The 21352-nt window shown below is 45.9% G+C and carries 23 protein-coding genes; 15 read left to right on the forward strand and 8 right to left on the reverse strand.

Annotated elements, in window-relative coordinates:
- Positions 1-43 precede the first annotated feature (43 nt).
- The 3 genes from AC2T15_RS10985 to AC2T15_RS10995 all read left to right on the forward strand — a co-directional run bounded on the left by AC2T15_RS10985 (position 44) and on the right by AC2T15_RS10995 (position 1604).
- Entirely contained in the window at positions 44-475 is a 432-nt protein-coding gene (locus tag AC2T15_RS10985; protein WP_053103110.1) for an ATP-binding protein, read from the forward strand.
- A 482-nt stretch (positions 476-957) separates the two neighbouring features.
- Positions 958-1113, forward strand: coding sequence for a hypothetical protein (locus AC2T15_RS10990; protein ID WP_486778286.1), 156 nt, complete (start codon positions 958-960; stop codon positions 1111-1113).
- Complete coding sequence (locus AC2T15_RS10995; RefSeq protein ID WP_486778287.1) at positions 1110-1604, forward strand: outer membrane protein; 495 nt, start codon at positions 1110-1112, stop codon at positions 1602-1604. The genes AC2T15_RS10990 and AC2T15_RS10995 overlap by 4 nt, the downstream gene beginning before the upstream one ends.
- 134 nt (positions 1605-1738) lie before the next feature.
- On the opposite strand, the gene AC2T15_RS11000 is transcribed toward AC2T15_RS10995, so the two are convergent.
- The 3 genes from AC2T15_RS11000 to AC2T15_RS11010 all read right to left on the reverse strand — a co-directional run bounded on the left by AC2T15_RS11000 (position 1739) and on the right by AC2T15_RS11010 (position 4607).
- Positions 1739-2269, reverse strand: a complete 531-nt coding sequence (locus AC2T15_RS11000; RefSeq protein ID WP_486778288.1) for a hypothetical protein — start codon at positions 2267-2269, stop codon at positions 1739-1741.
- An 88-nt stretch (positions 2270-2357) separates the two neighbouring features.
- Entirely contained in the window at positions 2358-3659 is a 1302-nt protein-coding gene (locus tag AC2T15_RS11005) for an ISL3 family transposase (RefSeq protein ID WP_486779029.1), read from the reverse strand.
- Positions 3660-3827: 168 nt separating this feature from the next.
- The gene (locus AC2T15_RS11010; RefSeq protein WP_053104933.1) at positions 3828-4607 is read right to left on the reverse strand and encodes an exodeoxyribonuclease III; all 780 of its coding nucleotides are present in this window, start codon (positions 4605-4607) and stop codon (positions 3828-3830) included.
- A gap of 82 nt (positions 4608-4689) precedes the next feature.
- On the opposite strand from AC2T15_RS11010, the gene pyrE reads away from it, so the two are divergent.
- Positions 4690-5331, forward strand: coding sequence for an orotate phosphoribosyltransferase (pyrE, locus tag AC2T15_RS11015; RefSeq protein ID WP_486778289.1), 642 nt, complete (start codon positions 4690-4692; stop codon positions 5329-5331).
- Between the two features lie 85 nt (positions 5332-5416).
- Here the strand turns inward: pyrE and AC2T15_RS11020 are convergent, their stop codons facing one another.
- The 4 genes from AC2T15_RS11020 to AC2T15_RS11035 all read right to left on the reverse strand — a co-directional run bounded on the left by AC2T15_RS11020 (position 5417) and on the right by AC2T15_RS11035 (position 7756).
- A complete protein-coding gene (locus AC2T15_RS11020; protein ID WP_053109715.1) occupies positions 5417-5614 on the reverse strand; it encodes a heavy-metal-associated domain-containing protein in 198 nt (65 codons plus the stop codon).
- A 668-nt stretch (positions 5615-6282) separates the two neighbouring features.
- Entirely contained in the window at positions 6283-6882 is a 600-nt protein-coding gene (locus AC2T15_RS11025) for a hypothetical protein (protein ID WP_486778290.1), read from the reverse strand.
- A 113-nt stretch (positions 6883-6995) separates the two neighbouring features.
- The gene (locus AC2T15_RS11030) at positions 6996-7190 is read right to left on the reverse strand and encodes a hypothetical protein (protein ID WP_486778291.1); all 195 of its coding nucleotides are present in this window, start codon (positions 7188-7190) and stop codon (positions 6996-6998) included.
- Between the two features lie 176 nt (positions 7191-7366).
- Complete coding sequence (locus AC2T15_RS11035) at positions 7367-7756, reverse strand: hypothetical protein (protein WP_486778292.1); 390 nt, start codon at positions 7754-7756, stop codon at positions 7367-7369.
- 325 nt (positions 7757-8081) lie between these two features.
- Here AC2T15_RS11035 and intI2 point away from each other — a divergent pair, with 325 nt between their 5' ends.
- The 9 genes from intI2 to AC2T15_RS11080 all read left to right on the forward strand — a co-directional run bounded on the left by intI2 (position 8082) and on the right by AC2T15_RS11080 (position 15631).
- Entirely contained in the window at positions 8082-9059 is a 978-nt protein-coding gene (gene intI2, locus AC2T15_RS11040) for a class 2 integron integrase IntI2 (RefSeq protein WP_053100665.1), read from the forward strand.
- Between the two features lie 981 nt (positions 9060-10040).
- A complete protein-coding gene (locus tag AC2T15_RS11045; protein WP_053100666.1) occupies positions 10041-10346 on the forward strand; it encodes a helix-turn-helix domain-containing protein in 306 nt (101 codons plus the stop codon).
- Positions 10343-11608 (forward strand): type II toxin-antitoxin system HipA family toxin, encoded by a 1266-nt coding sequence (locus AC2T15_RS11050; protein WP_486778293.1) that lies wholly within the window; start codon positions 10343-10345, stop codon positions 11606-11608. The genes AC2T15_RS11045 and AC2T15_RS11050 overlap by 4 nt, the downstream gene beginning before the upstream one ends.
- A gap of 210 nt (positions 11609-11818) precedes the next feature.
- A complete protein-coding gene (locus AC2T15_RS11055; RefSeq protein ID WP_486778294.1) occupies positions 11819-12007 on the forward strand; it encodes a hypothetical protein in 189 nt (62 codons plus the stop codon).
- 232 nt (positions 12008-12239) lie between these two features.
- Positions 12240-12539 carry a hypothetical protein gene (locus AC2T15_RS11060; RefSeq protein WP_486778295.1) on the forward strand — a complete coding sequence of 100 codons (300 nt, stop codon included), beginning with the start codon at positions 12240-12242 and terminating at the stop codon, positions 12537-12539.
- A gap of 32 nt (positions 12540-12571) precedes the next feature.
- Positions 12572-12904 carry an HVO_A0114 family putative DNA-binding protein gene (locus AC2T15_RS11065; protein WP_486778296.1) on the forward strand — a complete coding sequence of 111 codons (333 nt, stop codon included), beginning with the start codon at positions 12572-12574 and terminating at the stop codon, positions 12902-12904.
- On the forward strand, positions 12894-13877 hold the full coding sequence (locus AC2T15_RS11070; RefSeq protein ID WP_486778297.1) for a DNA cytosine methyltransferase: 984 nt from the start codon (positions 12894-12896) through the stop codon (positions 13875-13877). The genes AC2T15_RS11065 and AC2T15_RS11070 overlap by 11 nt, the downstream gene beginning before the upstream one ends.
- Positions 13878-13966: 89 nt before the next feature.
- Positions 13967-15268 carry an ISL3 family transposase gene (locus AC2T15_RS11075; protein ID WP_486779029.1) on the forward strand — a complete coding sequence of 434 codons (1302 nt, stop codon included), beginning with the start codon at positions 13967-13969 and terminating at the stop codon, positions 15266-15268.
- A 96-nt stretch (positions 15269-15364) separates the two neighbouring features.
- Positions 15365-15631, forward strand: a complete 267-nt coding sequence (locus AC2T15_RS11080) for a hypothetical protein (protein ID WP_486778298.1) — start codon at positions 15365-15367, stop codon at positions 15629-15631.
- Here the strand turns inward: AC2T15_RS11080 and AC2T15_RS11085 are convergent.
- Complete coding sequence (locus tag AC2T15_RS11085; protein WP_486779029.1) at positions 15609-16910, reverse strand: ISL3 family transposase; 1302 nt, start codon at positions 16908-16910, stop codon at positions 15609-15611. The two genes, AC2T15_RS11080 and AC2T15_RS11085, sit on opposite strands and share 23 nt — an antisense overlap.
- A 205-nt stretch (positions 16911-17115) precedes the next feature.
- Here AC2T15_RS11085 and AC2T15_RS11090 point away from each other — a divergent pair, with 205 nt between their 5' ends.
- Both AC2T15_RS11090 and AC2T15_RS11095 read left to right on the forward strand, forming a co-directional pair.
- Positions 17116-18792, forward strand: coding sequence for an McrB family protein (locus tag AC2T15_RS11090; RefSeq protein WP_486778299.1), 1677 nt, complete (start codon positions 17116-17118; stop codon positions 18790-18792).
- 27 nt (positions 18793-18819) lie between these two features.
- Entirely contained in the window at positions 18820-21336 is a 2517-nt protein-coding gene (locus AC2T15_RS11095) for a DUF2357 domain-containing protein (protein WP_486778300.1), read from the forward strand.
- Positions 21337-21352 lie beyond the last annotated feature (16 nt).

The following is a 21352-nucleotide window of genomic DNA, read 5'->3' on the forward strand; positions in this document are numbered from 1 at the left end:
TGCTCTATATTTTGCATTGCGGTTAATTGGCTATGAGTTTGCTATGCGTATTATTCCCTATCACGAATCCCTCACCTGCGAGTTTAAAAGTGACCGCTGGTTGCTGCCGCTCAATACTTTGATTGAGGCGGTGATCTGCATGGCTAACGGTTCGGGTGGAGCCATTTATTTGGGCGTGGAAGATAATGGTCTGATCAGTGGTTTGCATCCACAGCATCGCGATTTGCAGCAATTAGAACGCCTGGTTTGCCAGTACACCTTGCCGCACTTGGTGGTTAAGATTGAGCCGCTGTTACAAGACAGCTTAGTAATTGCGCAGATTCAGATTCCGATTAGCTCTGTGCCCATTGCGACCATTGATGGCCGCTACAAACGTCGCCAATTACAACCCAATGGCGAGCCAGAATGCGTTAAATACCGCCCGACCCCAGCCGAATTACAGCGTGCACCTGCACGCTGTGTGCTCGACTATTAAGCCAATAGCTCACTGATCCAGAGCACTGATTACTAAATAGCTCATTTACCATTAACGTCGCAAGGTTGCGATCACTTGTGTCGATTTTACCAGCCTAGCAAACAGCTGCGGCCACACCTACTACACGCCTAAGCGACGAAAAACATAAGGACACACGATTATATTTAACAGCAGTCAAGCCAAACCAAGTGCATATCAATGCTGCTTATAATATTTCAAGGGAAACTGGGATAGAAATAAAAGCAGTTACTAAAGCCATGATTGGCATCCCCTATACTATTAATATAAAAGATTATTAGCAAATCTGGACATTACACTATCAAACAAATATTAGCCTCACACTTATTATTAAACCAATATTAAAACAATAAGAAACCTAGCTAGTAGAGTATCTTTCTGAACATCACTTAACTTTATTAATTATTTAAGGTAAATTAACTTTCGTTTTTATAACGTCTATTTCCTAAGGATGAGGTTCTATTGTGTTAAAGAAAACATTGCTCGCTACAGCTGTATTATGTTTTTCAGTTCACGCCCAAGCATTTGATTTAAGCGAAGCAAACGGCTATGTGTTTGGTAATATTGGATCTGCTTACAGTAAAAACCAAGCGAAGCAAAAAAAATTGATGCCACAATGACGGATGGCTATCGCTATGGTGGTCGCACTAAATACGAAGGCAGTGATACCGCCTTTAAACTTGGCGCGGGTTTAAATTTAGATGAAACGTTCGCTGTCGAACTGCAATATGCTGATTTCGGAAAAAGAAAATATAAAGTAACTACCACGCAGCCCGCCACAGGAAAAGTTAATTACGAGACTTGGGGCCTTGGCTTAAATGTAGTTGCAGGTGCTTATATTGATGCAGCAGAATCCATTCGTTTATATGGTAAAGCGGGCATTAACCATATGAAAACTGATGTAAAGCTCAAAGAAGACCTAGTCTTGACAGATGGTAAATCAAGCAAGAAAAAGCACCGTATCAGCCCATCACTAGGGCTTGGAGCTAGCTTCGATATTACTAAAGAACTGGCTTTAACTGCTGAGTACGATTACTACCATGAACCCAGCAAAAACTTTGTAAAAACTGACCTACACATGGGCTCCGTTGGGGTTCGCTACAATTTCTAACTTAATCGTTAGTTGACAATAAAAATGCCCGATTTTTAATCGGGCATTTTTATTTTACATTCCCTAAAGCCGATACACGCTTTATTTACCTAGCTAGCTGCTCACCCAGTACGGCGCTAGTACTATCAGATAGATTAAGCCAGCTTTTCTACGGCTAAGTTGTCAAATAATCGCCGTGAAATACCTGTCACTTTTAAAAAACGTGCCAATTCATTATGTAAAGATGCTTGTGAATAGGCTTGCTGAATATGCATTTGACAATAGCCAATGACAGCTGTAATAGCTTGATTGCTCTGTATTTTATCAAAAGGCGTTAAGACTTCAGACTGAGTAATAATATCTAGCAATTCCTGATGAACAAGCGCCATGACAGAGGTAATGAATTCCACCGGAATCCCTTGTCGAGCGTACTGCTGCCCCAATCCATTCATTTCATGGTCTATGCTGTTGCTCATTCCTTGAAACAACATGCCAACTAACAGTTTATAGGAACCAATCAACTGCTGCTGAGCATGATTATCTAGCATATGCATAGAGGCTACATAACTAACTGCTGAGTACACGCGCTCCACAATTTGATCCACATTTGGCATCACCACTGCAGTTAACTTGGCTAGTTGGGTTTCATACTCATCTGTTAAATTTACTAAACGTTTATCGATCATAATCATTGCCTAGCTTGGTCTGTTTTACTCAGTATGCACTTACAATATGACGCTTTGATGAATAGCCATATTTTTAGGCTCTTCGCATTTAAGGGTGTAGCTGGTTTCTAAACCCTCCGGATTTCAACAGGCATCTGGCGATGTAGTTGGTTAAATTTCTAAAGCCCAAAGCAGTGCCTCGCAAGTGTTCCAGCCGACCATTGATAGCTTCTGTAGGTCCGTTGCTGGTTCCTGGTCGGTCGAAGTAGGCCAGGATGCTATCCGCGTATTTTTTCAGCGTTTTTCCCAAGCCTTTCACCTCGATGAGCGCTTTGGGCAAGTCACTGGCTGTAATGATATTTATGACCTCTTCCATGAGTTTTTTACCACGCCTTCGATCCGGCTCGTTGTAGGCGCTGACCACCCGTTGGTACATGTTCCAAGTGCAATCCACTTCGAGGTGGTGCTCATCTGCAAACAGCTGGAACAGTTGCTTTTTGTTGGCGTCAGACAGGTAGCTGATCCGGGTCAGCAGCGTTCGACGGCTTTTGTAGAGCGGGTCGCTTTTGCGCCCTCTTCGGCCCAGAGTGTCTTGCTGAACACGCCTGCGACATTCATCCAGCATATTGCTTGCCCAGCGCACGACATGGAAAGGATCCAGCACGGTTTGGGCTTGAGGCAGGGCTTCTTGCGCCGCAGATTTAAACCCCGTAAAACCGTCCATGGCAATGCTTTCAATCTGGTCACGCCAAGCCTTGGGACGATTGTTCAGCCACTGCTTAAAGGCTTGTTTGGAGCGGCCTTCCAGCACAGCCAGCAAGCGCGATGGTCCTGTTTTGTTACGCACGGGCGTAAGGTCAACCACGATGGTGACGTACTTGTCACCACGGCGTGTATGTCGCCAAACATGCTCATCCACGCCCAGCACGGTCACACCGTCAAAACGTGTCGAATCATTAAAAAGCAGGCGCCGTCCTTCGTTGATAATGGCGTTATTGACGGTGTGCCAGGCAACGTCAAGATGACTCGCAACACGGGATACCGACAAGTCATCCAGCACGATGGCAGCCAATGCCCAGCGTATCGCTCCATGGGAAAGCTTTGCGCGTGGCGGCGCAGCACTGCTGGTATCTTCGTGCCAGAAGCAGCCGCAAATACAACGCCAACGCCGAATACGCAGCAACAATGTAGTTGGCCGTTGCCCGTAAGGTGTGTGAGCAAGATACCTATCGACCGTGCCGCGTGAAACGCCAGCAGCACCGCACTTGGGGCACGGCTCAGGTGCTTTGGTGAAACGGCATTCGATGACGGCGCGTTCTGCACAAAGGTGCTGCCCAGTGGCAGTCAGGCCGAGGATATTTAGTTGGCAAAAGCTGGAAAGATCGGGGCTTGAAAAGGTAAGATTGTTCACGTCGGGGGCTTGGTTTTTGTTGGTGTAGGAGCTTACATTTTCCAAGTTCCCCGGCACCTTTTCCAGCCGGTCAGATTTTTTCTACACCCTTAAATGCGAAGAGCCTATTTTTATATGAATTTAACCATGATGCAGGTAAACGACTTAACCTAGTTGCAATGAGCCAGTTTAAACACTTAACGTCCAGTCATAATCCACTACCAAGGGCGCATGCTGTGAAAAGCGCGGATTGCGGAATAAACGAGCACTACGCGCGGTGCGGCGCAAACCTGGAGTTAAAAGCTGATAATCAAAGCGCCAGCCTAGATTAAGTAGCTCGGCTTGCTCGCTATCGGCCCACCAACTGTATTGCTCACCCTCACGGCTCACATCACGCAAGGCATCGACATAGCCCATCTCACCAATCACGGCATCTAGCCAAGCCCGCTCGGCAGGTAAAAAGCCGGGGGTCTGCTGGCAATCACGCCAATGTTTAACATCCAGCTTTTGGTGCGCGACAAATAACGAGCCGCAATAAATGTAATCACGGCGCTTACGGCGTTGCTTATCTAGGTAGCGAGAAAACTGGTCCATAAATCGAAACTTCTGATTGAGCTGCTCATCGCCGCCGTGGCCAGAAGGTAACAACAGGCTCGCAATACTGATTTTGTCAAAATCCGCCTGTAAAAAACGGCCATAATGATCGGACTCTTCAAAACCTAAGCCCATAATCACCGCTTTGGGCTGCAGCCGCGAGTAAATGGCAACCCCACCCTGCTCAGGCAACATGGCATCAACGCTATAACAATAATAGCCCTCAAGCTGTAAGCTAGGGTCTTCCATCTCGTAGGCGCTAATACCAATGTGTTGCAAGCAAATAACATCGGCATTTTGACCTTTCAGCCAGTCAAATAATCCTTGTTCAATTGCAGTGTGAATACCATTCACATTGACACTAATAACGCGCATGAGTAACCCCTAGAAAAAAACTGCGTGTATGATACCCAAGCTTAGTAAAATTGGCTAAAACCCGATGCAAAAAAGGTGAATTATGCAAGACTACCAACGCGAATTTATTAAATTCGCCATTGACCAAGGTGTTTTACGCTTTGGCAGCTTTACCCTCAAATCAGGACGTACCAGCCCGTATTTCTTTAATGCGGGATTATTTAACGATGGGTTAGCCCTCGCTAAGCTCGGGCAATTCTACGCCCAAGCTCTGCTCGACAGTAAAATTAATTGCGATGTGCTGTTTGGCCCAGCGTACAAAGGAATTCCACTCGCCTCGTCTACTGCAGTGGCGTTAGCCGATCATCACCAGATTAATATGCCTTGGTGTTTTAACCGTAAAGAAGCCAAAACCCATGGCGAAGGCGGCACCTTAGTCGGTTCTGCCCTACAAGGTAATGTGGTTATCGTCGATGATGTGATTACTGCCGGCACAGCGATTCGTGAAGTGATGGAAATTATCCAGCAACAAGGCGCAAGCGCTGCAGGCGTGTTAATTGCCCTGAATCGCCAAGAGCGTGGTAAAGGCGAGCTATCAGCGATTCAAGAAGTAGAGCGCGACTTTAAGATGCCAGTGGTCAGTATTGTCTCATTGGATCAAGTGCTGCAGTACTTAGCAGAAGACGAAGAGCTAAAACAGCATTTACCTGCAGTAGAAGCCTACCGTGCAGAATACGGGATCTAAACCCTCGCTGTCTGCTGGTTACTTGCTACACGCAAACAAAAGCCGCTGAACCTCATCGCCTTCAGCGGCTTTTGCTAAGCCTGGGCTAAACCGCCAGCTCTGGCGTATAGCCCTCTTCTTTAATCACCGCCTGCGCTTGTTCGGCCGTAACGCCCTCAACCGTCACTTGATGCTTCGCCAAATCAATGGTTACCACTGCTTGCGGTAACTGTGTGGCAAAGGCTTGGCGAATGACTTTTTCACAATGGCCACAAGTCATATCCGCAACATTAAAAGTCGTCATTAGTGCTCTCCTCTAAAATGGCAAGTTATGCCTTATCATACCTCTCTGGCAGTATGAGCAGCGACAAGTTTAGTTGAGCCGACATCAGGCTAGCCCTATATCTGGTGCGACAAACTGGGTCGCCCATTACTGCTAAGCTTCAGCCGTGGATACTTTGCCACGCTGCAGCTACACCATTAAATACGAACAGCCGTATTACAGTTGAGGAAGCAATTGGTTTGGTACACGTAACAGTGGGCGGGATGTTTCATCTAAATTCTAATAGTGCTAACTACGCTGAAATTAAGTATCAGATTGTGCACAATTTAAGCTATATGTCGAAAGAAGAAATTAAAGTCCTTGGCTGTGGCCAGCACCGCTATGGTGCTATCCGTAAGTAGCTAGAAGCAATCAATCTACTAAGATGCTGAACTCTGTTGTAAGTAACAGAGTTCAGCACAACCTACTGCTCTACCCACACAGCCCAGTTTGATACCTTGTGGAACTTAGCAAGCGCTGTGTTTAACAGTAAAACAGGGTTAATCTATGTGTTTGACACCACTTCAAATAAGGAATGACATGAAAAAACTATGGACTGACACCTGTCCTTCTTTGGCTTCTAACGCTTGGCACACGTGCCGATTTGGAGCCGCAGCGCGGTGGAAAAGCGGGCACCGTGCTGCCACTGGTTATATCTCGTTTGCACGACAATAGGAAATATAGTCACGCCACTCCCCCAGAATTTGACGACGGGAATCCAACTCTTTTGCACGCTGTAATGCATGAAATGTTTCTATGTACTTGTTTCGAACGTTCGTGAAGAGTTCATCGTCGAACTGCTCTTTAAACCACTCCCGCTCCTGACTAGTTGGCCCTTCTAGGAGCTCTTCAATTTCCTCAATATAGTCTGGCTGCTCCCAGTTAGATGAATGCCACATGTCTTGCTTGGGCATTGGCCGCGAAAACAAATAGGGGAGTAGGTAAATATTGCTTAACATCGCATCCAGCAGGTATCCCCGCGCTTCTCCCAGGGAGCCCACCCGGTAGTAAGCCAACGCAGCATATAAGAGGAACGTGGGCTCACCAACGTCATCCGGGAACTCCTTCTCGAACCAGTCCAAAAACTCGGCCGCTTTTTCTGGAGCACCGCTGAGCACAAAGTAAACGCACACCCGGTAGCGCTTCCCTGAGCCGTCCGAAATCGCGCCGAATTTCTCCTTCTCTTTGAGGAGCTCTCGTCGCGCACGGTTAGCGCGGTCTCGGTATTTCTTCTGTTCATCGATTAGCACAGATCTACCTCAAGAGATATAACGTGCTAGCTCAGGGGCGCGGAGCCGGCTTGCCGGCGGAGCGTCCCTCTGGAGCGGCGGGTTAGGGGGAATGGGTGCACAGGGCAACTGATTTACTTCGATTTGAAGGCGATGCTTATAAGCGCACCCACTATTGCCCCGGGGATCATGCCTGACACAGCGCCACCAAACCCAGCAACACCAAAAAATGAGCCAATGAATCCACCGATGAGCATTGGAACGAGATAGCCGGTGAGGGCCAGCCCAATACAGATGACGACACCAATGGCACCGAGAAGAAAGGACATTTGCTATTTCCCCGCTAACGGCCAGATAAGAACATGCAAGGTAAAGAACAGAACGATTTTGAGCGGATTGCGTTCAAGTGACATCCAGACTGGCTTTAGCGCGGGGTTGGGGTTACCCATTCGGCCCAAGGTCTTGAAAACACCAACAGCGAGATAAATGCCTATGAGCCATTCCATTACGCAACTTCCTTCCGAATGTAGTCAGCAAAACCTTCAAGTAGCCCGAACGCCTGCTGAGCCTTTAGCGAATTGCGCTCCTGACTTTCGAGCCATGCGCCAGCGAGCCATTTCGCATAACCCCCACCCATGTCTGTATCAAAGGCATCGCGGGCTTGCTGCTGCATTGTCCTCCCAAGCTTGATGCGGCCTTCACGGGACCAGTTTGGCATTTGGTCAACTAGCCTTCCCAATATTTGAAGGTATCCCATCATCGCAACGTACTGAACCTTACCGTCCAGGTTTTCCATACAGGCGAATGATGACTGAACCTCCTGCAGTAATCGCACGCCATGAGCCTCGTCATTAGCCTCTTTTGCGGCGTCAAGAATAGTGCTAAAGAATCCCATGGAGTTCCCCCTAACATTTTATTAGTAAGCATGCTCGTTTTGTCACCCGCTGTTGCTTACCGTTAATTAATATAATTACTTGTATTAAATAGACTTTCTTTAAAAATACAAGACACTCTGTTATTACAAAGCGTGCATGCCGTCTATCCTGCTTGCACGATGCACATTATCTCACCCAAAGAACTCATAACACTTTAATTTATTTAGCATTAAATTAAAACTCTACCGGTAAACAAGCATCTCTAGGTGTAAAAAACAGGCACTTTTTTAAATCCCAGCTAGAATAGGCTGTATATGCAGACAGTTGCAAGACAAGGAGCGTTTTATGTCTAACAGTCCATTTTTAAATTCTATACGCACGGATATGCGGCAAAAAGGTTATGCGCTGAAAACTGAAAAAACTTACCTGCACTGGATTAAGCGTTTTATTCTGTTTCACAAAAAACGTCATCCTCAGACCATGGGCAGTGAAGAGGTCAGGCTGTTTTTATCCAGCTTAGCAAACAGCAGACATGTAGCCATAAACACGCAGAAAATCGCTTTAAATGCCCTAGCTTTTTTGTACAACAGGTTTTTACAACAGCCGTTGGGCGATATTGATTATATCCCTGCAAGCAAGCCTAGACGGCTACCCTCTGTTATCTCTGCCAATGAAGTGCAACGCATTTTGCAGGTTATGGATACTCGCAACCAAGTAATTTTTGCGCTGCTGTATGGTGCAGGTTTGCGCATTAATGAATGCTTGCGTTTGCGTGTTAAAGATTTTGATTTTGATAATGGCTGCATCACTGTGCATGACGGTAAGGGTGGGAAAAGCAGAAACAGCCTACTGCCCACGCGCCTAATCCCAGCAATAAAACAACTCATTGAGCAAGCGCGGCTTATTCAGCAAGACGACAACTTACAAGGCGTAGGGCCATCGCTGCCTTTTGCTTTAGATCGCAAATACCCTTCTGCTTATCGACAAGCGGCGTGGATGTTTGTCTTTCCCTCCAGCACGCTCTGCAACCACCCGTATAACGGCAAATTATGCCGCCATCATCTGCATGACTCCGTTGCGCGAAAGGCATTGAAGGCAGCCGTACAAAAAGTAGGCATCGTTAGCAAGCGTGTCACTTGTCATACATTTCGTCACTCGTTTGCTACGCATCTATTACAAGCGGGGCGTGATATTCGCACTGTGCAAGAACTCTTAGGGCATACCGATGTTAAGACCACGCAAATCTATACGCATGTGTTGGGTCAGCATTTTGCCGGCACCACCAGTCCTGCGGATGGACTGATGCTACTTATCAATCAGTAAAAGTAGATAAATATCTTTATGTAGCTCTGAGTAGCCCCTGATACTTTTTATGGTGAAAAAGATAAACAATCATAGAGGGGATAAATATGAGCCAGTTCTACCATTGTTCAGATAAGTTTAAGCAAGATACTGACTTGTATAGACTAGGATTTTCTCTTCAGCCTTGATTTTATTGGCTTGTAGGACGGGAATAGACTGGCATGGACATTATTCGATATTTTGCACCTGCTCATTGAGCAGCGGCCTAGACCTTAATAAACTCAATGAGTCATCGAAAAGAAACCGTTCAAAAATGCCTATTTGCCCACCAAACTGCCCACCATTTGCCTATGGCTTTTACGAAATCTTAGTGGTTAGCAATGGAAAAAAAGTGCCGTTTTTATGCTGCTGTTAGAGCTAAAACATAGCAGTATTGAAGGGCTTTATCGAGCACGATTTCCGTCAACATAGCTTTGCCATTTTTTTCACTGGTTCTACGCGATAGTAATGAGGCAGCAGAAAGCTCACTTAGCCTGAAATGGACATTATGGTGTCCATTTTAATAGAAATAAGCTAAATATGGATACTATGGCATCCAAAAGAGATAAGGCTGAGTGTCGAATATCAGGTATCAAGATCTACAGCTTATTACCTTTTAAGTCGCCTTGTGTAAGCCTCTAACCGCTACATTTGCCCGTTCAGTAAAATACACTGATGAGTGTTCAACTTGCTTTCCACACTTTTACGCGCAGAAAAGTGCATATTTTTACATTTTTATGCGCATAAAAGTGCAATTTGATGGTCTTTGGCATTCAGAGATTCACATCATCGCCTTGGCCAACGCGCAAACTAAACCTAAAAGTAGGATATAAATCCAATTATATTGAGTAAAGTGGGAATATAGTCCTACATTTAAATTGTTGGAGTTTTTTAGGACTCAAAGTTGGACTATATTCCCACTAACGGTTAAATAGTGGGAATATAGTCCCTTTGGTTGGTGATATGGCTAAGCGTGACTTACACAAGGTACTGTTTCCAAAGCAGCGCAAAATCCTGACGCATTTTGGTGAAGACTTGCTGTTGGCGATGAAACGACGTGGTTTTACAAAAAAGCTACTGTGTGAACGTACTGGTTTTGATCATAAAACCGTGAATAAAGTCTTCGCCGGTGATCCGGGTGTTGCCATAGGCACTTACTTAAAAGTCATGGCCGTTCTTGGCATGGAAAGCAACTTTGCAGAAATGGCCGCTCATGATGAAGTAGGTATCAAGCTGCAAAACATAAAATTGCTGGAAGGTTCAAAATGAGCCGTGAAATCGTCGAAGTCTATGCCGACTGGCAGCCAATTGAAGTGCCTTTGCTAATTGGGCAACTTGCTTACAGTGATTCAAGCCGAGGTGGCGTGTTTAGTTTTGCCTACGATAAAGCATTTTTAACCTCAGCTTTTCGCTTGCAAATTGATCCAATCCTAACGCTTCACTCCGGTGAACTCTATAACGATGAAGCCGATAAAAACTTTCGCGCATTTCTTGATTCATCGCCTGATAGATGGGGGCGTATTTTAATGCAGCGGCGTGCGGCGATTGAGGCGCGCATAGGCATTCGAGCAACAAGTCGATTAAACGAGTTGGATTACCTGCTGGGCGTACATGACTCTTATCGGATGGGGGGAATTAGATTTAAGCGAGTAGGCGCGGATGCTTTTTTGGACGACAACTCTGAGTTTGCTGCACCACCAATGGCTTCTTTGCGAGAGCTAGAGCACGCAGCAATGCAGATTGAAAAAGACGATAACATCGACAGTGACGAGTATTACCGCTGGTTGAAAATGCTGATTTCTCCAGGCTCATCATTAGGTGGTGCAAGACCCAAGGCTTGTGTCACAGATGAACAAGGCCACTTGTGGATTGCCAAGTTTCCCAATTTAAATGATACCCATGACGTGGGCGCGTGGGAGATGGTCTGTTATGAATTGGCTCTGGCGGCAGGTGTTGACATGTATCCAAGTGAGATCAGGCAACTTTCGTCACAGCACCATACCTTTTTAACCAAACGGTTTGATCGCGACGGTGAAAAGCGACTGCATTTTTCATCGGCCATGACACAGCTTCGCTATTTTGGAAACGAAAAGTATGATGGTGAGCAATCTCAAGGTGCCAGCTACTTAGAGATTGCTGAATTTATTTCCAATTCTGGTGCACAAACCGCAGCCGATTTAGCTCAGTTATGGCGACGTATCGTGTTTAATATTGCGGTGTCCAACACGGATGACCACCTGCGTAACCATGGGTTTTTATTAACAAAGAATGGCTGGAAGTTATCACCTGCTTATGATTTAAACCCGATAGTGGGTAAGCATGGCCTGCATCTGAATATTACCGATGCAGACAACGCTTTAGACTACCAATTAGCCTTTGACGTAAAAAACTTCTTCCGACTTTCGCAAACCCAAGCCACGCAAATTTACGATGAAGTATTAATGGCGGTTAAGCGATGGCAAGCTGTTGCTAAGCGGCTAGGGATCAGCCGAGCGGAGCAAGCCATGAAACAATCAGCGTTTAATGTTTAATGAGCCAGTGAAACTATATTTTTATTTTTCAGCAGATAAAGAAGTTTTAGTTTCACTTTATGCTTTGCCTCATACTCCATGTGTTTTAACACTTCGCTCATCCCTTGGGCTTTTGGGGCAATATGGGCAACGCCTTAATTCACGCCATTTAGCCAAACACCAAACCTGCCAATGAGATAAATAACAACATGCCAACATTACCGGCTGGTTTTGCCTATAACGCGCAAAACTGGCTGGCGTGAAGCCACCGAAGGCCTAAGCCCAGATCGCGCCGCCAAAGCACTGATGGCCGCAGGCTACCTAGTCCCCGATGGTAATCGACCACAGCGCAAAGTCAGCCTGCCCGACAACATCCGCCCTCGTATGTACTGCATGAAAGGCAGTATTTTGGATGACTAACTAGGCGATGAATCCTGCGTAGGCTTGTCGCCTTGCAGTGTACCGCCAGTCAACCTAAGGGCTGGGCGAGGATTAAAAGCTAAGGCAGACAATACCGCTAGTGTACTGGTTGTGTACTTGCTGTGATTGGCGATCGCCATTGCACTGAATGATGGAAAATAATCTTGTGACCTAATCAGTAGATGATAAGATACCTAGTGTGTATAAATATACAGTTATCAAGGGTCATGTAATGGAAGAGCTTAAATTTGGGTTTAATTCTCACGATATACCAGTAAGGCTGGTTAACAATACATCGCCAAACGATGCTTGCGCGTCGTTCTACTTTCGTCAGGGTGGTGAGTACTATCTGCTTTGGGTTGAGCACCAAAATGTTGAGTATCGAGAGAGTGATGACTTACCAAGATATGCTATAAGCTACGCCATCAATGAAGGGGATGATGAAAATCCCGAAATTTATAGCGACACATCCAAAAACGATATTTTTAGATCCGATGACGTTAAAGACTTGATCGCTTATTTCCATTCTTAGGTTTCATCTTCAATTTTTGTTAGTAGAGAAATATGAAAAACCTCAAACAATCGCGCTGCGTGATTGGCATTAAAGGGCAAGCGCCCGACCCCGATTACCCCGTTGACATCTGGTTCGACTCACTTAAATCGGTGGCTAATGTGCTGTCGAAAGAAAATCAGCAGTTGTTAAAAGTAATTGCCGAGCAACAGCCGCAATCGGTAACTGAGTTGGCCACGCTGACTGGCCGAGCGGTCAGCAATGTGTCGAGAACACTGAAAACATTGGGCAAGTACAACTTGGTTGAAATGCAAAGTACAAAAACCATGCTTCGCCCTATAGTCATTCATCAAGAATTTTTAGTAGTAGTTAATAATGATAAATAACAGTGCACAAATAAAACCTAGAACAATCTCCTTATTCTCAGGTTGTGGAGGCTTAGATCTTGGCTTTCATCAAGCGGGGTTTGATATTGTTTTTTCAAATGATATTGAGAAAACCGTTGAGGCAACCTATCGGCATAATTTAGGAGATATATTAATAAAAGACATTACGGAAGTCGATATAGATTCTGAGATTCCTAATGATATCGATGTAATACTTGCAGGTATACCTTGCCAGCCGTTTTCCAGTGCAGGAAATCGAAAAAGCATGGATGATCATCGTGGTGGTCTTTTTGAAAGTGTTATGAATATTGTCGATAAAAAAAATCCGAAGGTTGTGCTTTTTGAAAACGTTAGAGGCTTTATTTCATCAAAAGATGATAAAGGCATGCCAATGCCACAACGTATTGAAAATGAGCTATTTGAACATGGCTATCGCACATACTGGAAATTGCTCAAAGCATCTGATTTTGAAGTTCCTCAAAATCGTCACAGGGTGATAATAATAGGAATTAGAGATGATGTTAAAGGTGATTTTGTTTTCCCTTCTCCTATAATCTCACCAGATTTAACAGTCAGTACAGTTATCAACAATAGTATATTGGATGATGAAAAGTTTGAGGTTTGGCCCTTGTCACCACAGGCACAGCTTCTCTCATCATACATCCCTGCTGGAGGTTCATGGAAAAATATTCCAGATGATGTTTTACCAGAACGATTGAAACGTATTCGGAAGGAAATAAAAAGGTATCGATCTCCTAATTTTTATCGAAAGTTCAATCTAGATGAAATAATGGGGACTATTACAGCAGCTGCTACACCTGAAAACTCTGGAATATTACACCCGCTTGAAAACAGGAGATATTCTGTTAGAGAGATCGCTAGGTTTCAATCATTTCCTGATGACTTTAAATTCATTGGTGATAGTATTCCAAGCAAATACAAGATGATAGGGAATGCGGCTCTTCGCATTTAAGGGTGTAGAAAAAATCTGACCGGCTGGAAAAGGTGCCGGGGAACTTGGAAAATGTAAGCTCCTACACCAACAAAAACCAAGCCCCCGACGTGAACAATCTTACCTTTTCAAGCCCCGATCTTTCCAGCTTTTGCCAACTAAATATCCTCGGCCTGACTGCCACTGGGCAGCACCTTTGTGCAGAACGCGCCGTCATCGAATGCCGTTTCACCAAAGCACCTGAGCCGTGCCCCAAGTGCGGTGCTGCTGGCGTTTCACGCGGCACGGTCGATAGGTATCTTGCTCACACACCTTACGGGCAACGGCCAACTACATTGTTGCTGCGTATTCGGCGTTGGCGTTGTATTTGCGGCTGCTTCTGGCACGAAGATACCAGCAGTGCTGCGCCGCCACGCGCAAAGCTTTCCCATGGAGCGATACGCTGGGCATTGGCTGCCATCGTGCTGGATGACTTGTCGGTATCCCGTGTTGCGAGTCATCTTGACGTTGCCTGGCACACCGTCAATAACGCCATTATCAACGAAGGACGGCGCCTGCTTTTTAATGATTCGACACGTTTTGACGGTGTGACCGTGCTGGGCGTGGATGAGCATGTTTGGCGACATACACGCCGTGGTGACAAGTACGTCACCATCGTGGTTGACCTTACGCCCGTGCGTAACAAAACAGGACCATCGCGCTTGCTGGCTGTGCTGGAAGGCCGCTCCAAACAAGCCTTTAAGCAGTGGCTGAACAATCGTCCCAAGGCTTGGCGTGACCAGATTGAAAGCATTGCCATGGACGGTTTTACGGGGTTTAAATCTGCGGCGCAAGAAGCCCTGCCTCAAGCCCAAACCGTGCTGGATCCTTTCCATGTCGTGCGCTGGGCAAGCAATATGCTGGATGAATGTCGCAGGCGTGTTCAGCAAGACACTCTGGGCCGAAGAGGGCGCAAAAGCGACCCGCTCTACAAAAGCCGTCGAACGCTGCTGACCCGGATCAGCTACCTGTCTGACGCCAACAAAAAGCAACTGTTCCAGCTGTTTGCAGATGAGCACCACCTCGAAGTGGATTGCACTTGGAACATGTACCAACGGGTGGTCAGCGCCTACAACGAGCCGGATCGAAGGCGTGGTAAAAAACTCATGGAAGAGGTCATAAATATCATTACAGCCAGTGACTTGCCCAAAGCGCTCATCGAGGTGAAAGGCTTGGGAAAAACGCTGAAAAAATACGCGGATAGCATCCTGGCCTACTTCGACCGACCAGGAACCAGCAACGGACCTACAGAAGCTATCAATGGTCGGCTGGAACACTTGCGAGGCACTGCTTTGGGCTTTAGAAATTTAACCAACTACATCGCCAGATGCCTGTTGAAATCCGGAGGGTTTAGAAACCAGCTACACCCTTAAATGCGAAGAGCCGGGAATGCTGTTCCACCGAAGCTAGCTTATCACATAGCTAAGAGTGTTTTAGAGCAAGTGTTTTAATTGCGAAAGGATCTTTTTATGGACTTATATTTATCACGAGACTTGCTTCTTTTGGCTGTTAATGGTTTTAAGTTGTTGGCAAATGGCGAAGAAGTTAAACAAGGAGTTACACAAGATGTTAGTGCTATTAGACATTGTTTAGCATTATCTCGCCTGCTGAATAAAGAAGCGATAACTTCAGTAAAACTTAAGCATAAAACAGATCCTTACTTAGATGACTTTATTACCTATGTTGGTGATATTGTTAAGTGGCTCTTCGCATTTAAGGGTGTAGCTGGTTTCTAAACCCTCCGGATTTCAACAGGCATCTGGCGATGTAGTTGGTTAAATTTCTAAAGCCCAAAGCAGTGCCTCGCAAGTGTTCCAGCCGACCATTGATAGCTTCTGTAGGTCCGTTGCTGGTTCCTGGTCGGTCGAAGTAGGCCAGGATGCTATCCGCGTATTTTTTCAGCGTTTTTCCCAAGCCTTTCACCTCGATGAGCGCTTTGGGCAAGTCACTGGCTGTAATGATATTTATGACCTCTTCCATGAGTTTTTTACCACGCCTTCGATCCGGCTCGTTGTAGGCGCTGACCACCCGTTGGTACATGTTCCAAGTGCAATCCACTTCGAGGTGGTGCTCATCTGCAAACAGCTGGAACAGTTGCTTTTTGTTGGCGTCAGACAGGTAGCTGATCCGGGTCAGCAGCGTTCGACGGCTTTTGTAGAGCGGGTCGCTTTTGCGCCCTCTTCGGCCCAGAGTGTCTTGCTGAACACGCCTGCGACATTCATCCAGCATATTGCTTGCCCAGCGCACGACATGGAAAGGATCCAGCACGGTTTGGGCTTGAGGCAGGGCTTCTTGCGCCGCAGATTTAAACCCCGTAAAACCGTCCATGGCAATGCTTTCAATCTGGTCACGCCAAGCCTTGGGACGATTGTTCAGCCACTGCTTAAAGGCTTGTTTGGAGCGGCCTTCCAGCACAGCCAGCAAGCGCGATGGTCCTGTTTTGTTACGCACGGGCGTAAGGTCAACCACGATGGTGACGTACTTGTCACCACGGCGTGTATGTCGCCAAACATGCTCATCCACGCCCAGCACGGTCACACCGTCAAAACGTGTCGAATCATTAAAAAGCAGGCGCCGTCCTTCGTTGATAATGGCGTTATTGACGGTGTGCCAGGCAACGTCAAGATGACTCGCAACACGGGATACCGACAAGTCATCCAGCACGATGGCAGCCAATGCCCAGCGTATCGCTCCATGGGAAAGCTTTGCGCGTGGCGGCGCAGCACTGCTGGTATCTTCGTGCCAGAAGCAGCCGCAAATACAACGCCAACGCCGAATACGCAGCAACAATGTAGTTGGCCGTTGCCCGTAAGGTGTGTGAGCAAGATACCTATCGACCGTGCCGCGTGAAACGCCAGCAGCACCGCACTTGGGGCACGGCTCAGGTGCTTTGGTGAAACGGCATTCGATGACGGCGCGTTCTGCACAAAGGTGCTGCCCAGTGGCAGTCAGGCCGAGGATATTTAGTTGGCAAAAGCTGGAAAGATCGGGGCTTGAAAAGGTAAGATTGTTCACGTCGGGGGCTTGGTTTTTGTTGGTGTAGGAGCTTACATTTTCCAAGTTCCCCGGCACCTTTTCCAGCCGGTCAGATTTTTTCTACACCCTTAAATGCGAAGAGCCTGTTAAGTTAGATCAGGATGGCAACTACACAACTAACTTTATTAATGACATAAAGCAGAAATCTGACTTTGGCGTTGGTAGTAATTTAATAAGTGCTGGCGTGGCAACTCATTCAACTCAAAGTGTTCAAAATTACCCTAAAAAAGCCAATAAGGGTTTAATAGTAATTGACGATTATGAGTTCTCATTGGCCAATGATTACTTGAATAAATTAAAAGAAAAGTATGACTTTTCTCGAGTCGGGTTTTCATTTTTAATTTGGTTGAATAGATTTAATAAATTTAGTGAGAATGACCGTGAGCCAAGAATCCTCTTTGATAAGCTTATTGAGTATGTGAAGCAAGAATACCCTTCTGATTTGGCTGATTTAATAGCCTACTCAGATAGCAATGATTTTGTGGAATATTCAAAAGACTTGAGTTCTTTGTTATCAGAAAGTGAAGTTGAGTTAACATCGCTCTTTGAAGTAAAAAAACAAGATTATGAAACTATACCGAGAAGCTCTAGTTCAAGCACTGTTGCTGTTCTGTCCAAGCCTTTCCTCCTTCTCGCTGGCATCTCTGGCACAGGTAAAACTCGTTTTGTGCGTGAACAAGCAAAAACCTCGGGGCAGTTTGCTGAAACCTATTGTTTAACCTCGGTGCGCCCTGACTGGCATGAGCCGAGTGATTTACTCGGATATATTTCACGCCTAAATGGCGCTGCGGAATACATCACCACTGATGTATTGCAGTTTATTGCCAAAGCTTGGCGTGCGATTGCTGATAGCGGCTTAACCGTTGAAGTGCAAGAGAGCAAAGACCAAGGCGAGCGTTTAGTGGTGGCAGGTGAGCGTGATGTACTTGAGCAGGTATTACCTTACTGGCTGTGCTTGGATGAAATGAACCTTGCCCCTGTTGAGCAGTATTTCGCTGATTACTTATCGGTGTTGGAAACCCGCGAATGGTGTTGGACTGGTGATAGCTTTACCTATAGCAGTGATGCTTTATTAAAACCTGCCACCATTAAAGAAGTTGCCAATAAAGAAAAGCTACGCGAAGCGCTAGGTTTTGGCAGCGAAGATTACAACAAGCTTTGGGATCTTATTTGCGAGTATGGTTTAGGCATTCCTTTCAACCTGCTAGTTGCAGGCACGGTTAATATGGATGAAACCACCCATGGTTTTTCACGCAAAGTGATTGACCGAGCGCTAAGCTTTGATTTTGGTGCGTTTTTTCCTAACGACTATAACGACTTTTTCACCCCAACTAGCTGTAATAAGCGCCTTAGTTACACCATTTGGTCAAATGCCAGCAAAGCGGATTTGGCCAATACCTTTGATGCGGATGGCACAAAAACGGTTGCGTTTTTATCGGCCGTTAATGCAGTGCTAAAAAATACACCGTTTGAGTTGGCGTTCCGTGCGCTCAATGAGCTGCTACTTGCGGTTGCCAGCAGCCAACCACAAGATGAACTGACCCTAAAAGCCGTATGGGATGACTTTATGATGTGTAAGGTTCTGCCGCGTATTGAAGGCGATACCGACAAGCTGACTACATCAAATCGCAAGGATTTGCTGGAAGAGCTTAGCGTTGTGCTTTCAGACCAGTTAGCCCCTATTTGGCAAGCAGAACAAGGCGACAAGAATCAACGCCCTGACTTGTATCGCGAGAAAATTGTGGCTGATGGTGTTCCTGATGAGGAAAAAATACTGTTCATTCCGTGCCGTTCAAAAGCTAAATTGAAATGGATGAGTGATCGTTTAGCAAGCGCCACTTTTACCAGTTTCTGGCCTTAGTGGATTGGCATCAGGGAGAGTGAGCGCATGCCAGAATTATTAAGGCTTAAAACCGACGAGTTTATTTTCACCGTTAAAGCCGCATCGATTGAGAGCCGGAGTAAAACTTTAAAGCAAACGTTGCTCGCTCGTGATAGCGGTGCCTCTAATATTTTTGTAAGAGTCGAACCCGAAATAAAGTTGAGCGAGCCACCGAGAGGGTTTGTTGATGGAGCCTGTTCATTTTTGTATGCGGTAGAGAAGCTTAAGCAATGCACTCAAGTAAATTTAGACTGCCCGCTTTTTTTTGAAAACACGCTTTATCAATTTGAATGGATCTTTTTGCAAGGAGTTCAGGGAGCGAGGCTAAGTCATCGCTCTAAAGCTGTTTGTGATGCATTTATCTTTACCCCCTGTGAAGACGGATTAAATGCACGTTTAACTGGCACCATCAATACGGGTAATGATGTTGGTTGGTTACGTTTGCCACTTACCTTTGAGCTCAATGGCAAAACACAGACTCAGCATATTGCGTTTGAAGTGTTACCAACTAAAATGGTGCTGCATCAAGACTTACCTTCCATGTACCAAGCCATTGATAAGGTTTATCCCCTTTGGCGCTTTAGTTTGGTCGAAAAAACCGAGCAAGATGCAGCGAAAAGCCAGCAACGCGGGCATTTTCCACTGTTGTGGTTGGCTAACTTTGCTGCGTTGAGGAAGTGCTTTGAGCAAGGCTTAAAAGTGATTTGTGCTGCACCCCATAGCCGCTTGCAACCGACGGTAGCCAATATTAAAGCGGCCAAATTAAAAGGCCGCTTGCCGCATAAGTTAGCCGAGCAAGTCAATCAAGACTTTGCCAATGGCCAGCACGATAAACGCTACGCGGTTGAAAAAAAGAAGCTGAGTGTGGATACCCCAGAAAACCGCTTTATTAAAATGGCGGTGAGTAAAAGCAAGCGGCAATTAGCGGAGTTTGAACAAAAGCTTAGGCAAAGTAACCAAGCACCAGAGCGGCAACGGTTGTCGGATTCATTTTTAAATGAGCTACATAGTTGGCAACAACCTCTGCAAAAAGTGTTAGGCCAAAGCTTTTTAAAAGAGGTTGGTGCATACACAGGGTTAAGCCGCGAGTCGTTAGTACTACAGCAGAAAACCGGTTATAGCGCTGTGTATCGTGTTTGGCAGGAGCTGAAATTTTATTTGGATGTGCTTGGCAATCAGTCGAGCATTTCAATGAAATCAGTGGCCGAGATTTATGAAGTATGGTGCTTTTTGTGTTTGAAACAGATTTTAGAGCAGGATCTCGGCTTCGAATTGGTTGAAAACAGTGCGACTAAGCTCGCCCCAAATGACTTTTTTGAGTACCAACTTAAAGATGGTTTTGCTGGAGCTTTTCGTTTTAAACGCAGCGATGGTGTGACCGCTAGGCTGGCACACGAGCCGAAATTTACCAAAAAGGGTCAAGCAATCCGCTCGTATTTAGTGAACCAAGAGCCAGATATTGTCTTGGAAGTGACACTGCCTAAAAACGCAGGTTCAACGAAAGCAGACTCATCAGAAGAAAAGCAGTTTATTTGGCTATTTGATGCCAAGTACCGTATTAAAACCGAGAAAAGCCGCTTTGATGACAGCAATGAAGATATTGAAAGTACGGATTACGTACCAGACGATGCCATCAACCAAATGCACCGTTATCGGGATGCACTGATCCGTTTGTCAGAGCCGCGCTTGCCTGAGTCACCATCCAGTAAAATCGAAGGACAACCTGCTAAAAAAAGCCGCCCAGTTTTTGGTGCGTTTGCTCTATATCCTGGTTTTTTTGATCAAGCCACCACACCCAACCCCTACGCAGCTGCGATAGAAGAAGTGGGTATTGGCGCATTTGCCCTCTTACCTAGTCAAACTGATCCAACCCAGACTAAGAGCTGTTATTCCGGCCACCAGTGGTTGCTAGAGTTCTTGCAAGCGCAAATTGGCACAGCGCCGAATGCACAAACAGAGCAAAACAATGAAGCCATGTATCCTGTGGCTGGCATGGCGGAAAGGCTCTATGTACAAGAAGCCGCACGCATACCTTATTACGGCATGCGCCAAGTGCTGTACCCTGATTTGACGATGACAGTGGCATTGGGTGGGCAACGTGGCCGTGATAATGGCTACTTTGAACAATTTGAGCAAGGTACAGCGCAGTGGTATCACCTGCCGCAAAGCACGTTTTTGCAGAAATTTAAGCAGCATATTGCCGAGGAAATTCGCTATTTAGCGTTGGCGTCTACCTCAGACACTCAAAGTTCAACCAAGCAAATTGACAAACTTTGGCCTGTTAAACGAGTCACCGTGTTACCACGCTACGCCATTACCGAAGATCAAGCGGGTAAGAAGTCAAGTTCTGCTGATTTGTATTATTTATTTGAGTTAGGCAAACCACTGTCACTGCAAACGCCAGTGACCAACGTGCCACATCGCCCAATGAAAAACTCGATGAAACTCACAACCTTAACTCGCCTAGAGAGCGTCACTAAGTTTACCGAGGTTGAAAAAGTGTACGAAGAGGCAATGGTGTGAGGCTAAATGCTCAACT

The organism is Thiopseudomonas sp. SA1F2-1K, assembly GCF_057443035.1.

What these genes read in the sequence shown, in the direction of transcription:
- AC2T15_RS11080 (WP_486778298.1), top strand. Translation starts at nt 15,365, where the DNA reads ATGGACTTATATTTATCACGAGACTTGCTTCTTTTGGCTGTTAATGGT.
- AC2T15_RS11060 (WP_486778295.1), top strand. Translation starts at nt 12,240, where the DNA reads ATGGAAGAGCTTAAATTTGGGTTTAATTCTCACGATATACCAGTAAGG.
- AC2T15_RS11010 (WP_053104933.1), bottom strand. Translation starts at nt 4,607, where the DNA reads ATGCGCGTTATTAGTGTCAATGTGAATGGTATTCACACTGCAATTGAA.
- AC2T15_RS11050 (WP_486778293.1), top strand. Translation starts at nt 10,343, where the DNA reads ATGAGCCGTGAAATCGTCGAAGTCTATGCCGACTGGCAGCCAATTGAA.
- AC2T15_RS11045 (WP_053100666.1), top strand. Translation starts at nt 10,041, where the DNA reads ATGGCTAAGCGTGACTTACACAAGGTACTGTTTCCAAAGCAGCGCAAA.
- AC2T15_RS10995 (WP_486778287.1), top strand. Translation starts at nt 1,110, where the DNA reads ATGACGGATGGCTATCGCTATGGTGGTCGCACTAAATACGAAGGCAGT.
- AC2T15_RS11065 (WP_486778296.1), top strand. Translation starts at nt 12,572, where the DNA reads ATGAAAAACCTCAAACAATCGCGCTGCGTGATTGGCATTAAAGGGCAA.
- AC2T15_RS11020 (WP_053109715.1), bottom strand. Translation starts at nt 5,614, where the DNA reads ATGACGACTTTTAATGTTGCGGATATGACTTGTGGCCATTGTGAAAAA.
- AC2T15_RS11070 (WP_486778297.1), top strand. Translation starts at nt 12,894, where the DNA reads ATGATAAATAACAGTGCACAAATAAAACCTAGAACAATCTCCTTATTC.
- AC2T15_RS10985 (WP_053103110.1), top strand. Translation starts at nt 44, where the DNA reads ATGCGTATTATTCCCTATCACGAATCCCTCACCTGCGAGTTTAAAAGT.
- intI2 (WP_053100665.1), top strand. Translation starts at nt 8,082, where the DNA reads ATGTCTAACAGTCCATTTTTAAATTCTATACGCACGGATATGCGGCAA.
- pyrE (WP_486778289.1), top strand. Translation starts at nt 4,690, where the DNA reads ATGCAAGACTACCAACGCGAATTTATTAAATTCGCCATTGACCAAGGT.
- AC2T15_RS11000 (WP_486778288.1), bottom strand. Translation starts at nt 2,269, where the DNA reads ATGATCGATAAACGTTTAGTAAATTTAACAGATGAGTATGAAACCCAA.
- AC2T15_RS11095 (WP_486778300.1), top strand. Translation starts at nt 18,820, where the DNA reads ATGCCAGAATTATTAAGGCTTAAAACCGACGAGTTTATTTTCACCGTT.
- AC2T15_RS11035 (WP_486778292.1), bottom strand. Translation starts at nt 7,756, where the DNA reads ATGGGATTCTTTAGCACTATTCTTGACGCCGCAAAAGAGGCTAATGAC.
- AC2T15_RS11030 (WP_486778291.1), bottom strand. Translation starts at nt 7,190, where the DNA reads ATGTCCTTTCTTCTCGGTGCCATTGGTGTCGTCATCTGTATTGGGCTG.